The 13406-nt window shown below is 57.9% G+C and carries 15 protein-coding genes; 1 reads left to right on the top strand and 14 read right to left on the bottom strand.

The window, feature by feature from the left end; genetic code table 11:
• Positions 1-22: 22 nt before the first annotated feature.
• The 14 genes from queC to aspS form a co-directional block, all read right to left on the bottom strand.
• Positions 23-697 (bottom strand): 7-cyano-7-deazaguanine synthase QueC, encoded by a 675-nt coding sequence (gene queC / locus Q0V31_RS13550; protein WP_298188297.1) that lies wholly within the window; start codon positions 695-697, stop codon positions 23-25.
• Position 698: 1 nt separating this feature from the next.
• On the bottom strand, positions 699-1346 hold the full coding sequence (gene queE / locus Q0V31_RS13545) for a 7-carboxy-7-deazaguanine synthase QueE (protein ID WP_298188296.1): 648 nt from the start codon (positions 1344-1346) through the stop codon (positions 699-701).
• Positions 1347-1536: 190 nt separating this feature from the next.
• The gene (ybgF, locus tag Q0V31_RS13540; protein ID WP_298188295.1) at positions 1537-2349 is read right to left on the bottom strand and encodes a tol-pal system protein YbgF; all 813 of its coding nucleotides are present in this window, start codon (positions 2347-2349) and stop codon (positions 1537-1539) included.
• Between the two features lie 6 nt (positions 2350-2355).
• Positions 2356-2853 (bottom strand): peptidoglycan-associated lipoprotein Pal, encoded by a 498-nt coding sequence (pal, locus tag Q0V31_RS13535; protein WP_090237783.1) that lies wholly within the window; start codon positions 2851-2853, stop codon positions 2356-2358.
• A gap of 67 nt (positions 2854-2920) precedes the next feature.
• Entirely contained in the window at positions 2921-4219 is a 1299-nt protein-coding gene (tolB, locus tag Q0V31_RS13530; RefSeq protein WP_298188294.1) for a Tol-Pal system beta propeller repeat protein TolB, read from the bottom strand.
• Positions 4216-5208, bottom strand: a complete 993-nt coding sequence (tolA, locus tag Q0V31_RS13525) for a cell envelope integrity protein TolA (RefSeq protein ID WP_298188293.1) — start codon at positions 5206-5208, stop codon at positions 4216-4218. The genes tolB and tolA overlap by 4 nt, the downstream gene beginning before the upstream one ends.
• On the bottom strand, positions 5208-5660 hold the full coding sequence (gene tolR / locus Q0V31_RS13520) for a protein TolR (protein WP_298188292.1): 453 nt from the start codon (positions 5658-5660) through the stop codon (positions 5208-5210). Before tolR ends, tolA begins: the two co-directional genes overlap by 1 nt.
• 33 nt (positions 5661-5693) lie before the next feature.
• Positions 5694-6389 (bottom strand): protein TolQ, encoded by a 696-nt coding sequence (gene tolQ / locus Q0V31_RS13515; protein ID WP_298188291.1) that lies wholly within the window; start codon positions 6387-6389, stop codon positions 5694-5696.
• Between the two features lie 2 nt (positions 6390-6391).
• The gene (ybgC, locus tag Q0V31_RS13510; RefSeq protein ID WP_298188290.1) at positions 6392-6844 is read right to left on the bottom strand and encodes a tol-pal system-associated acyl-CoA thioesterase; all 453 of its coding nucleotides are present in this window, start codon (positions 6842-6844) and stop codon (positions 6392-6394) included.
• Between the two features lie 52 nt (positions 6845-6896).
• Complete coding sequence (gene ruvB, locus Q0V31_RS13505) at positions 6897-7949, bottom strand: Holliday junction branch migration DNA helicase RuvB (RefSeq protein ID WP_298188289.1); 1053 nt, start codon at positions 7947-7949, stop codon at positions 6897-6899.
• A complete protein-coding gene (gene ruvA, locus Q0V31_RS13500; RefSeq protein WP_298188288.1) occupies positions 7949-8554 on the bottom strand; it encodes a Holliday junction branch migration protein RuvA in 606 nt (201 codons plus the stop codon). Before ruvA ends, ruvB begins: the two co-directional genes overlap by 1 nt.
• A 23-nt stretch (positions 8555-8577) precedes the next feature.
• Complete coding sequence (gene ruvC / locus Q0V31_RS13495) at positions 8578-9102, bottom strand: crossover junction endodeoxyribonuclease RuvC (protein ID WP_298188287.1); 525 nt, start codon at positions 9100-9102, stop codon at positions 8578-8580.
• A 174-nt stretch (positions 9103-9276) separates the two neighbouring features.
• Positions 9277-10026 carry a YebC/PmpR family DNA-binding transcriptional regulator gene (locus Q0V31_RS13490; RefSeq protein WP_298188286.1) on the bottom strand — a complete coding sequence of 250 codons (750 nt, stop codon included), beginning with the start codon at positions 10024-10026 and terminating at the stop codon, positions 9277-9279.
• Between the two features lie 110 nt (positions 10027-10136).
• Positions 10137-11912: an aspartate--tRNA ligase gene (gene aspS / locus Q0V31_RS13485; RefSeq protein WP_298188285.1), complete on the bottom strand. Its 1776-nt coding sequence runs from the start codon at positions 11910-11912 to the stop codon at positions 10137-10139.
• A 284-nt stretch (positions 11913-12196) separates the two neighbouring features.
• Between aspS and Q0V31_RS13480 the strand changes: the two genes are divergently transcribed.
• A complete protein-coding gene (locus Q0V31_RS13480; protein ID WP_298188284.1) occupies positions 12197-13315 on the top strand; it encodes an HD domain-containing phosphohydrolase in 1119 nt (372 codons plus the stop codon).
• Positions 13316-13406: the final 91 nt, after the last annotated feature.

Below are 13406 nucleotides of genomic sequence, written 5' to 3'. Positions count from 1 at the left end.
TCAACACCCAGCAGAAAAAATTTCAGAAATAACGCGTAGGATCAGCGAGCCCTGCCGCCGCAAAACCGGCAGCACGCAGACGGCAGCTGTCGCACTTACCACACGCACGCCCTTGCTCATCCGCCTGGTAGCAGGAAACAGTCAACCCGTAATCCACCCCAAGCCGAACACCGGCCTGGGCAATTTCCGCCTTACTCATATTTTGCAACGGTGCCTGGATCCGGAAGCCCTGCCCCTCCACGCCCGCCTTAGTGGCCAGATTGGCCATACGCTCAAAGGACTCGATAAATTCCGCACGGCAATCCGGATATCCCGAGTAATCCACCGCATTGACGCCGATGAAAATATCCCGCGCGCCCAGCACTTCAGCCCAACCCAGCGCCAGGGACAGGAATACGGTATTACGCGCCGGCACGTAGGTCACCGGGATCCCTTCACTCGGGCCTTCCGGCACCTCAATACTGGCATCGGTGAGCGCCGAGCCGCCCATGCCATTGAGGTTTAAGCCAATCACTTTATGCTCGATGACACCCAACTGGCGAGCAACCTGCTCGGCGGCCTGCAACTCTGAACGGTGACGCTGGCCGTAATCGAAACTTATGGTGTAGCAGCTGTAGCCATCGGCCTTGGCCAGCGCCACCACAGTGGCCGAGTCGAGGCCACCAGACAGCAGAATTACCGCTTTTTTATCGCTCATATCAATGTCCCGGCTCGTCATTCCAGAGGATTTTGTGCAGTTGCATTTGCAGGCGCACTGGCAGGTTGTCGGCAATGATCCACTCAGCCAGCGAGCGCGCATCCAACTCATGATGACTCGGCGACATCAGCACCTCACTGACGCGCGCATCCAAGCCGTATTGGATCAGCTTGCTCACCGCCCAGTCATAGTCTTCGCGCGAGCAGATGACGAACTTCACCTGATCATTAGGTGTCAGCAGCGCAATATTCTCATAGCGATTGCGTGTGACTTCCGCCGAGCCCGGGGTTTTCAGGTCAAGCACCTTACTCACTCGCGGATCGACCGCCGACACATCCAGCGCGCCACTAGTCTCCAGCGACACTTCATAGCCGGCATCGCACAGCCGCTTGAGCAGCGCAATACAATTAGGTTGCGCCAACGGCTCACCACCAGTCACACAGATATAACGCGGCCTGTAGCCGGCAACCTGCTCAACAATGGCATCCAGCGACATAAGCTCGCCACCACTGAAGGCATAGGCGGTGTCGCAGTATTGGCAGCGCAAAGGACAGCCGGTCAGGCGGACGAACACAGTCGGCAAGCCGGCGGTGCGCGTCTCGCCCTGCAGCGAGTAGAAAATCTCGGTAATTCGCAGGGTATATTGCATATCAGCCACGGGCGTAACAGCTAAACAGGCTGTCCGCCTCCGTTGCGGGAAAAGGGCCGCGGATTGTATACGAAAAATGCGCCGGGCGAAAATCTAACACTGCGCAGCGTTAGCCCGAGGCGCGAGCGCCATAAACGGAGACCATAAAAAACCCGCGCATGGCGCGGGTTTATTGACTGCTGACTCAGCTTTACGGCAAGCGCTGCAAGTCGCGCTGCGCCAACTGCGCGGCGGAACTGCCCGGGTATTGCGCAATCACCTGCTGCAAAATCCCCTTAGCCTTGTCGCTGTTACCGAGACGCTGCTCTACATCGGCAAGCTTGAACAGTGAGTCCGGCACCTTGGCGTGGCTCGGGTAAGCCTGGCTGACCCTTGCGAAAGCCTGACCAGCCCCCTGCAGATCACCCTTGGCTAGATTCACCTCACCCAGCCAGTACTGTGCATTACCCGCGTACTGACTATTCGGGTACTTACGCAGGAACGCGGCAAACGCCTGGCTGGCCTTATCGAAATCCTTGGCCTTAATCAGGTCAAAAGCCGCTTCGTAGAACAGCTTTTCCTTAGCCGGATCGGCCGCTTCATTACTGGCCGACTGCCCCGCGACTGGCGGGGTCGGCGTACCGTTGGCATTGATCGCACCAGCGGCTGAAGAATTCTGGTTGACTGCAGCAGCTGCTGCGCCACCACTCAGACGTTTATCAAGGTCCTGATAACGCTCCAGGCTTTCTTGTTTTAAACGCTGAATTTCATTCTGTTGTTCTTCCAGCGTACCGCGCAGTTGCGCGATCTCTTGCTGCATCTGCTGCAACTGGTTGAACAGCATGCCCTGCGCCGAGACAGGAGCCGCAGCCCCTGCCTCCGCGTAGGTGCCGGACGTACCGTAACCAGCAGGCGGATAACTGCTGCCGTAACCGGCATTGTTATCCACCACGGGAACCTCAGCCCACGCCGCAAGCGGCAGGCTGAGCGCCAAAACGGTTAAAGCACGGCGGCACGTTCGCATATCGAATTACTTACGCAGTTCGACGCGACGGTTTTGAGCCCACGAGGACTCGTCGTTACCAGTGGCGATTGCACGCTCTTCACCGTAGGAAACCAGTTCCAGTTGAGCCGGGGAAACGCCCTGCAGTACCAGGTAACGCTGCACAGCCTTGGCGCGACGCTCGCCCAGAGCCATGTTGTATTCACGAGTACCGCGCTCGTCAGCGTGGCCTTCCAGAACTACGCGAGCGCCATTACCCTGCAGGTCTTTGGCGTGCACGTCCAGAGCGCGCATGGCCTCTGGCTTCAGGTCGGAGCTGTCGTATTCGAAGTAGAAAGTGGTGATAGCGCGCAGAGCAGCTTCTTCGCTCAGGCTGCCATCAACAGCGCCAGTGTTGGCACCGTAACCAGCGTTAGGATCGATCGCGCCTTCGCCAGCAGCGTCGCCGCCTTTGGAGGAACAACCTACAGCCACGGCGAGAGCCAAACCCAGTGCAGCGAACTTACCAAATTTCAGCATTTCCATCATGTAACTCCTAATGAACCCCAGTGTGTTAAGCAGTATTTCAAACAAACAACGGTGTAGCGCCGCATCAGTTCAGGTAAGGGGACCAAGAAGGCTCTCGAACTTCGCCTTGAGCGGTAGGAAGAGGGAGCCTCACACGTCCATTGGTGGACGCTAATACCAAGACTCCCCGGCCCTGCTGGCGGGTGGCGTAGATTACCATGGTGCCGTTGGGCGCAACAGTAGGCGACTCATCCAGACTGGTATCTGAAAGTATCCGCAAATTGCCGCGCTGCAGGTCTTGTGCAGCCACCTTGAACACGGTGTAACCATCCTGGCGATGAATCATCACCAGGGTTTTCTCATCAGCAGACAGCTTCGGGTTAGCGTTGTAGTTACCAATAAAGGTCACTCGCTCAGCCGCGCCGCCGTTGATGTTGGTTTTGTAGATTTGTGGCTTACCGGAACGATCCGAGGTGAAATACAGCGTCTGGCCGTCCTTGCCCCAGAACGGCTCGGTATCGATAGACGCTTGGTTGGTGACCCGCCGCAGTTGACGAGTGCCCATGTCCATCACATAAATCTCGGGATTACCATCACGCGACAGCACGAAAGCCAGGCGATTGCCATCCGGCGACCAAGATGGCGCACCGTTCAGGCCTTCGAAATTGGTGACCTGCTCACGACGACCAGTATCGATGTGCTGAACGAAGATCCGCGGACGCTTCTGCTCGAACGACACGTAGGCAATCCGGCGACCGTCCGGGGCAAACGACGGCGAGAGAATCGGCTCACGCGACTGCAGCAAGGTGACCGCGCGCGCGCCGTCATAGTCGGAGCGCTGCAAGGTGTAACGGGTGTTACTCACTGAGAAGCGCTCAGCCGTTACATAGAGCATGCGCGTGGAAAACGCGCCTTTGACGCCGGTGAGCTTCTCGTAAGACTGATCGGCGATGTGGTGCGCCATGTCACGCAGCTGATCAACGCCACCACCGACACTGCCGGTCATGACTTGCTGCTGGGTGGTGACGTTAAACAGGCCAAACTGAATCTGCAGGCGACCGGCGTTTGGCACGATGCTGCCGACCAACACGTACTGCGCACCAAGCGCTTGCCAGTCGCGGTAGATCACTTCAGCTGCCTGCGTCGGCAAACTGATCATGTTCTGCCGCGGGATCGGCTCGAAAACGCCAGAGTTGCGCAGGTCATTGCCGATGATTTCAGCCATGTCCTCAGGCAACACGCTGCCGCCCTGCCAGCCAAAAGGCACCACGGCGATGGGCGTAGCACGGTCGGTGCCACTGCTAATCACCAGCGGGTCAGCGGCCTGAACGGAGCCGACCAGCAAGGTCAGACCGAGCAGAACAATACGCATCAGGGTATTCACAGACCTAAATCCTCCGGTTTGAAGACAGCGCGACGCTGCCGGTAAAGGCGATCAAAAGTGGCGCGGTCCAGCTGCTGCATTTCAGCAATACGGCCGACGTTGCGCACCGCTTGTACGGCCGAATTATCAAAAGGCGAGTCGCCACTCGAGCGCGTCACGCTAGCATTGGTAATGGTGCCATCGGGCAACATTTCGATCATTACTTCTACACTCATGCCGTTACGCGCAGAAGGCGGACGCCGCCACTGCTGACTTACGAGCATGACAATTAAATCATCCAGACTGCCGGCCACTTCATCACCGACCGTATCGGCCATGGCCTGCTGGCGACCCACATCCTCAGACAACAACTCGGCCAGCGCAGCGGCTTTTTTATCTTCTACAGCCTTACGCTGAGCAGCCTCCGCGGCTTTTTTCTTGGCATCGTCAGCGGTTTTCTTCTTTGCAGCTTCAGCGGCGGCTTTTTTCTTCGCCTCTTCTGCTGCTTTTTTCTTGGCGTCTTCGGCGGCCTTCTTCTTAACGTCTTCAGCGGCTTTTTTCTTTGCAGCCTCGTCAGCGGCTTTCTTCTTGGCTACGTCAGCCAACCTCTTCTGCTCTGCCGCCTTATTGGCCTCTGCAGTCTTCTTCTGGGCATCGGCTTTCTTAGCTTCTTGTGCTTTCTGAGCCTCTTGCGCCTTCTTTTGTTCCGCCGCCTTGGCCGCTAGTTTTTCCTGCTCGGCTTTCTTCTGCTCAAGCTGTTCGGTTTCGTACACCGGCGCAGTGGTCTTCTTGGTTTCACCGGCTATTTTCTGGTTGGTCTGGGTGGTGGCCTGACTCTGCGATTGCAATTTGTACAAGGTTGCCTGCACCACCGGCTTGGCCGGCGGAAGGTCCGGAGCAAAAGCAAAGCTGACAAACAGCATGGCAAACATGATGACGTGCAGCGCCACAGCCCAGACCACAGGCCAAAACAGACTTTCCGAGGACGAACGCTCGCGCTGGTACTGCATCAGGGGGCCTCGGTAATCAGCCCGACGTTACCCACGTCAGCTTGCTGCAGGCCGCCCATGGCCGCCATCACCGTGCCGTAGTCAACGGATTTGTCACCACGTACGAACACCTGCACCTGCTTACCGGTGGCACGACTTTGGTTGATGATCGCAGTTACCGCACGGGTCATCTCCTCCAGCGTCAATGCCTTGTCCTGCACGGTATCGACATCCACCTCGGTGCCCATATTCCAGTAGTAGGATTTGTCGGCCTTGATCGAGATGGTCAGCACCTGGGCATTGTTGTCTTGCGGCAAGGCTTCACTGCTGACTTTCGGCAGATCGACCTTAACCCCTTGGTTGAGCATCGGCGCGGTCACCATAAAGATCACCAGCAGCACCAACATCACGTCGATGTAGGGCACCACGTTCATCTCGGCGACGGGCTTGCGTCTGTTGCGAATTCTGGCCATGGCTTAAAAACCTGTATTGAGAATGCCTAAGGCTTAGTCGTCGCTGGTGTGGACTTTACGGTGCAAAATTGCCTGGAACTCGTCGGCGAAGGTGTAGTAACGGCCGATCAACATCTCGCCGCGCGCAGCAAAACGGTTGTAGGCAATAACCGCAGGAATCGCCGCAAACAAACCAATCGCGGTGGCGATAAGCGCTTCGGCAATACCCGGCGCCACAGTGGCCAGGGTGGCCTGCTGCACTTGGGCCAGCCCGCGGAAGGAGTTCATGATGCCCCAGACGGTACCGAACAGACCGATATACGGACTGGTAGAACCCACAGTGGCGAGGAAAGGCAGGCTTTGCTCGAGTTTTTCTTCTTCACGCGAGATAGCCACACGCATGGCCCGCGCGACGGCATCCATCACCGCATCCGGGTCAACACCGGGCTGCTGACGCAGGCGCGAGAAATCTTTGAAGCCAGCGCGGAAAATCTGCTCCAGCCCGGAGTCCGGGTCAGGATTGCTGCCAGCCTGACGGTAGAGCTTGGACAGGTCGATACCCGACCAGAAACGCTCCTCGAAGTTATCCAGGGCACGTTTGGCCGCGCGCAGCAAAGCCGTACGCTGGAAGATCATGACCCACGAGGTGACCGATGCGGCCACCAGCGTCAGCATTACCAGTTGCACCACCAGGCTGGCGTTGCTGATCAGACTCCACATCGACATGTGGTCAACGGCGTTGGCTTCCACGCTTACTCTCCTGCTCTAGATGTACCCGCGCCACCCTGCCCGGCAAAGGCCGCATGCAGAGTTTGGGGAATAGCCCGGGGTTTCAAATTGTCGGCGCGCACACAGGCCACCATAAATTGCCCTTCACAGAGCAACACATCATCCGCTGCCCGCCTGACTTGCTGACGAAAACGCAGGCTGGCACGGTTTAATTCGATTACTTCAGCGCTTACCACCAGCTCATCATCGAGCTTGGCTGGCGCGTGATAGCGCGCTTCAGCCGAGTGCACAACAAACAACAGGCCCTCCTCGGCCAACGTCGACTGGAGAAAGCCCAGATCACGCAGGCGCTCGGTACGAGCCCGTTCCATAAATTTGAGGTAATTGACGTAGTAGACGATGCCGCCCGCATCGGTGTCTTCGAAATAAACTCGACAACGAAAGGCGAACGGCTGAACTCCGTTTTGCGCGCGCATACTCTAGTCCTAGCTCTCGGTCTTGCCAATTGGGTACAGCAAGTATTTTTTCTTACTCGGTGGCGCCACCAACCTGCTCCATTACCACTAATTCGCCCATGCGCTTTGGCACATTCAGACCAAAATGCAGGTAGGCATGCCGGGTAACCACTCGTCCGCGAGGGGTGCGCATGATATAGCCCTGCTGAATTAGATAGGGTTCCAACACGTCTTCAATGGTGTGACGCTCTTCACTGATGGCCGCAGCCAGGTTATCAACACCCACCGGGCCACCATCGAACTTCTCGATCATGGTCAACAGCAGGCGTCGATCCTGGTGGTCGAAACCACGCTCATCGACGTCCAGCAAGTTCAGCGCCAGGTCGGCAATTTCACGGGTGATGTCGCCTTGCCCACGCACTTCGGCAAAATCACGCACTCGGCGCAACAAACGGTTGGCGATACGTGGCGTTCCACGCGCCCGCCGCGCGATCTCGAACGCACCCCGCGGCTCAATCGACAAACCGAGAATCCCCGCCGAACGCATGACGATGGTGCTCAGGTCTTCGGTGTTGTAGAACTCAAGCCGCTGGACGATACCAAACCGGTCACGCAGCGGATTGGTCAGCATGCCGGCACGGGTGGTGGCGCCGACCAGGGTAAAAGGCGGCAGATCAAGTTTGATCGAGCGTGCCGCCGGGCCTTCGCCGATCATGATATCGAGCTGGAAGTCCTCCATGGCCGGGTACAGCACTTCCTCGACAATCGGAGAAAGGCGGTGAATTTCATCGATAAACAGCACATCGCCTGGTTCAAGATTGGTCAGCAACGCCGCCAGATCACCCGGCCGCTCGAGCACCGGGCCAGACGTGCTCTTGATCGATACATTCATTTCCTGGGCGATGATGTTGGCCAGGGTGGTTTTACCCAAACCGGGCGGGCCAAATATCAGCGTGTGATCAAGCGCCTCACTGCGCCCACGGGCAGCCTGAATAAACAGCTCCATCTGCTCACGCACGCTGGGCTGGCCAATGTATTCAGCCAGCTTCAGCGGACGTATGGCGCGATCGACTTGCTCGTCACGGTCGCGGGAGGTGGCGGTAATCAGGCGATCAGCTTCTAGCACTAGACCATTCCCTTAAGGGCTCGACGAATCATATCTTCACTGCTCAAACCATCTTCCTTAATAGCCGAGACGGCGCGACTGGCTTCCTGGGGTTTGTAACCGAGCGAAATAAGTGCACTGACGGCATCATCCTCCGCGCTTGAGACTGCACCACCGCTGCGAGGTTCCAGCGCCAGCGGGGAAAGACCCGGCACGACGTCCCACGCCTTGAAGCGGTCTTTCAACTCAACCAACAGGCGCTCGGCAGTTTTCTTGCCGACCCCCGGAATCTTCACCAGTACCGAAGTGTCCTGCGCCTGCACACAGCGCACCAACTCATCGACCTCCAGACCCGACATCAGCGCCAGCGCCAACTTCGGCCCGACACCATTGAGGCGGATCAGCTCGCGAAACAGCTCACGTTCACGTTTCTCGAAGAAGCCATAAAGCAGATGTGCATCTTCACGCACCACCAGATGGGTGTGCAGGGTCAGCGGCTCGCCCACCGAGGGCAAACGGTACAGCGTGGTCATGGGCACTTCCAACTCATAACCCAAACCATTTATGTCCACAATCACATGAGGCGGCTGCTTTTCCGCCAGGGTGCCGCGCAAACGTCCGATCACCGCTGCTTTCCTTAAAAGTTACGTTACAAACGAAGGCGACCCGCACGCCGTTTAGCACCCACCAAACCGTGCGGGATAAGACTCTGTCGGTGGTGGGCATGACACAAGGCAATCGCCAGCGCGTCTGAGGCATCGATTTGCGGCTTTTGCACCAACTTAAGCAGGTGCATGACCATCATCTGCACCTGCTCTTTGTCCGCACCACCGGTTCCAGCGATGGCCTGCTTGACCTGAGTTGCCGTGTATTCGGCGATATCCAGCCCCAACTCGATTCCGGCGACAATGGCCACACCACGCGCCTGACCGAGCTTGAGGGCGGAGTCTGGGTTACGCGCCATAAAGACCTGCTCGATGCCCATGGTCACCGGCCCGTAGGTCTCGATCACTTCGCGTACACCGCGAAACACCACCTGCAGACGTTCCGGCATGGAGCCATTGCCCGTACGAATACAACCAGACGCGACATACTCGCAATTACGACCGTTATCGCGCACCACGCCATAACCGGTAATGCGCGAACCGGGGTCGATGCCGAGAATCAGGGTCATGCCTTACCGCCCACTCAAGGTACCCGCCAACTCAGCCGGCACACTGTCTATTTATCCAGTTGGCGAGTATAGAGCCAGCCCACGCCTGCGTCACCCGGTCACCTCCCATAAAAAAGCCGGAAGCTTTCGGATTAACATCCCAAATACTTCCGGCCTGGTTAAAAACGTCGATGCTCAGCCAAGCTGATCCATGATCTCGTCAGGAATTTCAGCGTTGTGGTAGACCTCCTGCACATCGTCGAGGTCCTCCAGCATGTCGATCAATTTAATGACTTTCTGCGCGGTTTCCAGATCGGTAATCGGCGAGCTGATCGAGGGGATCATGGCGATTTCCGCGTCGTCAGGCTTAAAACCTGCCGCACTGAGCGCCTCGTTAACGGCATGAAAATCAGCAAAGCTGGTTGATACCAGCGCCGAACCTTCTTCACCCATCTCCACATCGTCGGCGCCGGCTTCCAGCGCCGCCTCCATCAGCGCGTCCTCGTCGACACCCGAGGCAAAGCTCAACTGCCCCTTGCGGTCAAACATATAGGCCACCGAGCCATCGGTGCCTAGGTTGCCGCCACACTTGGTAAAGGCATGGCGCACTTCCGCAGCCGTGCGGTTACGGTTATCGGTCATGGCCTCGACGATAATCGCCACCCCACCCACGGCGTAACCTTCATAGCTCAGCTCAACAACGTTATCTGCCTCGTTGTTGCCGGCACCACGCGCAATCGCCCGATCAATCACGTCGCGCGACATGTTGGCGGTCAGCGCTTTATCCACCGCCAAACGCAAACGCGGGTTGTCTGCCGGAACAGGGCCGCCATGCTTGGCCGCCACAGTCAGCTCACGAATGATCTTGGTGAAAATCTTGCCGCGCTTGGCGTCCTGACGCCCTTTGCGGTGCTTGATATTGGCCCATTTGGAATGACCAGCCATAACTCACTCCGGTTGCTTCAGATTCAATGTCGAGCGCAGCAGCTGAGCACGCTCAGCTCTGCACCCGGCCATAAAGAAGAAGCCTGGAAAACCAGGCTTCTTCTTACGCTTTATTCCGCTTTCGGCTGCTCACGCAGACGAATGTGCAATTCACGCAACGACTTGTTATCCACCTCGCCCGGCGCCTGGGTCATGACACAGGCTGCGCTCTGGGTTTTCGGGAAGGCAATCACTTCGCGGATCGACTGTGCGCCGGTCATCAGCATGACCAGGCGATCCAGGCCGAAAGCCAGACCACCATGGGGCGGCGCACCGAACTTCAGGGCGTCGAGGAGGAAGCCGAATTTCTCCTGCTGCTCTTCTTCGCTGATACCCAGCACGCGGAACACCGTCTGCTGCATCGATTTGTCGTGGATACGGATCGAACCGCCGCCTAACTCAGTGCCATTCAGTACCATGTCATAGGCACGCGACAGCGCGCCCGCCGGGTTGGCTTCCAGCTCTTCCGGGCTGCAGCTCGGCGCGGTGAATGGGTGGTGCATGGCGGTAAGGCTGCCGTCGTCGTTCTCTTCAAACATCGGGAAGTCGACCACCCACAGCGGCGCCCACTCACAGGTCAACAAGTTGAGGTCGTGACCCAGCTTGATGCGCAGTGCGCCCAACGCTTCGGAAACGATCTTGGCCTTGTCTGCACCGAAGAACACGATGTCACCATCAACCGCACCGACGCGATCAAGGATCACATTGATGTTGTCCAGCGGGATGTTTTTGACGATCGGCGACTGCAGCCCATCAACACCGTTGGCACGCTCGTTGACCTTGATGTAGGCCAAGCCCTTGGCACCGTAGATGCCGACAAACTTGGTGTAATCGTCGATCTGCTTACGCGGCATGCTCGCGCCGCCCGGAACACGCAAGGCGGTCACGCGGCACTTCGGGTCGTTGGCTGGGCCGGCGAACACCTTGAAGTCGACATCCTTAAGTTGGTCGGCAACGTCGACCAGCTCCAGTGGGTTGCGCAGGTCCGGCTTGTCCGAACCATAACGACGCATGGCTTCAGCCAGGGTCATGTGCGGCAGCTCACCAAACTCAACATCCAGCACTTCTTTGAACAGCTGGCGAATCATCTTCTCGGTGATGGCCATGATGTCAGCCTCATCGAGGAAGCTGGTTTCGATGTCGATCTGAGTGAATTCAGGCTGACGGTCGGCGCGCAGGTCTTCGTCACGGAAGCACTTGGCGATCTGGTAGTAGCGGTCAAAGCCGGCAACCATCAGCAATTGCTTGAACAGCTGCGGCGACTGCGGCAGCGCGAAGAAGCTGCCGGCGTGGGTGCGGCTTGGCACCAGATAGTCACGCGCGCCTTCTGGCGTGGCGCGGGTGAGGATCGGCGTTTCCACATCGAGGAAGCCGTTGTCATCCAAGTAGCGACGAATGCTGCTGGTGATGCTCGAACGCAGCTTCAACTTGGCCGCCATTTCCGGGCGACGCAGGTCGATAAAGCGGTAGCGCAGGCGGGTTTCTTCACCGACGTCGGTGTACTCATTGAGCGGGAATGGCGGGGTTTCCGCCTCGTTCAACACTTCCAGCTCATAACCCAGCACTTCGATAGCGCCGGACGCCATGTTGGCATTGCCAGCACCAGCTGGACGCAGGCGCACCTTGCCGGTGATTTTCACCACATATTCGCTGCGCACTTTATCGGCGGCAGCAAAAGTTTCCGCGCGATCCGGGTCGAATACCACCTGGGCCAGACCTTCACGGTCACGGATGTCGAGGAAAATTACCCCGCCATGGTCACGGCGGCGGTGCACCCAACCGCAAAGGGTGATTTCCTGGCCGTCCAGGCTCTCGTTCAGTTGGCCGCAATAATGGCTGCGCATCATGGTGGTGGTCGCTTCTCTTGAGTCTTGAATTCGTTGGGCCGCAGTGCTTGCGACGCTCGTGGGCCGGCAGGCGCATTCGCCAGATTCCGCAATTGCGCTGTTTTTCAGGGGGGCATAAATGTCAGCTGGCGCATACGCACTCGCCTGCAAATCCCATAAAACACGGCAAAGGCCGGGATTATATATGGTTAAGCCGTCACTTGCAGCCGCTGCCCCGCGCGCTATTGTCAGCCCTCCCTATACTAGGCATGCAGCTATCTGACCATCGATTAGTGGAGAAGCGTATGAGCAGGCCAAACCTGGCGCAATTATCCAGTGACTTGCTGGACGACTTCCGCCTGGAGTCCAACGAACAATTCCAACGCTGCGAGCAATTACTGATTGAGCTTGAGCACGCGCCAGATGATAACGAGCGCCTGCGTGAGTTGTTTCGCCTGGTGCATACGCTCAAAGGCAACCTAGGTTGCATCGGCCTGGGCACGCTGATGAGCGTCCCGCAGGCAACGGAGGATGTGCTGTCTTGCTTGCGCGAAGGCCAGCTGGACTTTGACAGCCTGCTGGGCGATATCCTCCTGCTCACTCTCGACCACCTCAAAGAGCTTATCCATCACGCATTCGGCGGCCCCGAGGCACGACTCAGTGCAAGCCAGAGCCAGGCGCTGAGCCAGGCGCTGAGCCATATTGCACGCACCCCACCAGCACAACAAACCAGCATTCGCAGCGCGCTGCTGCAACAACTCGACCCCAGTTCACAAGTAGCCAGCATCAACACCGCCGAGCACCCTGCAGCAGCTGCACTGCTTAGGCGTCATGGCATCGAACCGGAGGCTGACCTGCTGTTCTTTGTCGATTTAATGCAAGCCAGCGAGCGCCGCTCACACTTCTGGCAAGGCCGCGGGTTACGCCAGCTCGACCTGGCCTTGGCTATCAACCGACTGGGCGGCACTCCAGAACGCCCCGAGCAACTGACGGCAGCCATCTGCCTGCACGACGTAGGCATGGCCTTCCTGCCACTGGAAATGCTACACAAAAAGACCAACTTGACTCACGAAGAACGCCGCCAGATGCAATCTCACCCACGCATCGGCCACGACTTACTCAAGCGCATGCCGCACTGGGACGCAGCAGCGCAAATGGTCCTACAGCACCAGGAGCGCGCTGACGGCAGTGGCTACCCCAAAGGTCTACTGGAAACCGCAACCCGTCCGGGGGCGCTGATTATCAACATCGTCGACACCTTCGACGCACGCACCCACGAACGCGCCCACCAAGCACTGAACAAACGCCCTCTGCTGCGCGCCATTCTCGAAATCAACAACCTAGCCGGGACTCAGTTCAGCCCTCATTGGGTCAAGTTATTCAATCAAGCACTGCAGCAGCACCCAGAACTGGCGCACCGCTGAAGTACAAAACCAGCCCCTCTCTGCGCGCCACCTACCCAGAACTCACCGAGCCAAAAAATATTAACCTCAGGCCCAGCAACACCACCCAAAC

The organism is uncultured Pseudomonas sp., assembly GCF_943846705.1.
Taxonomy (GTDB): Bacteria; Pseudomonadota; Gammaproteobacteria; order Pseudomonadales; family Pseudomonadaceae; genus Aquipseudomonas.
The sequence above is the reverse complement of the archived record's forward strand: the minus strand, read 5'-3'. Positions and strand labels throughout refer to the sequence as shown.

Coding starts and splice junctions, on each gene's coding strand:
- ybgF (WP_298188295.1), bottom strand. CDS start 2,349: ATGCGAACGTGCCGCCGTGCTTTAACCGTTTTGGCGCTCAGCCTGCCG.
- tolR (WP_298188292.1), bottom strand. CDS start 5,660: ATGGCCAGAATTCGCAACAGACGCAAGCCCGTCGCCGAGATGAACGTG.
- pal (WP_090237783.1), bottom strand. CDS start 2,853: ATGGAAATGCTGAAATTTGGTAAGTTCGCTGCACTGGGTTTGGCTCTC.
- ruvC (WP_298188287.1), bottom strand. CDS start 9,102: ATGACCCTGATTCTCGGCATCGACCCCGGTTCGCGCATTACCGGTTAT.
- Q0V31_RS13480 (WP_298188284.1), top strand. CDS start 12,197: ATGAGCAGGCCAAACCTGGCGCAATTATCCAGTGACTTGCTGGACGAC.
- queE (WP_298188296.1), bottom strand. CDS start 1,346: ATGCAATATACCCTGCGAATTACCGAGATTTTCTACTCGCTGCAGGGC.
- ybgC (WP_298188290.1), bottom strand. CDS start 6,844: ATGCGCGCGCAAAACGGAGTTCAGCCGTTCGCCTTTCGTTGTCGAGTT.
- tolA (WP_298188293.1), bottom strand. CDS start 5,208: ATGCAGTACCAGCGCGAGCGTTCGTCCTCGGAAAGTCTGTTTTGGCCT.
- aspS (WP_298188285.1), bottom strand. CDS start 11,912: ATGATGCGCAGCCATTATTGCGGCCAACTGAACGAGAGCCTGGACGGC.
- Q0V31_RS13490 (WP_298188286.1), bottom strand. CDS start 10,026: ATGGCTGGTCATTCCAAATGGGCCAATATCAAGCACCGCAAAGGGCGT.
- queC (WP_298188297.1), bottom strand. CDS start 697: ATGAGCGATAAAAAAGCGGTAATTCTGCTGTCTGGTGGCCTCGACTCG.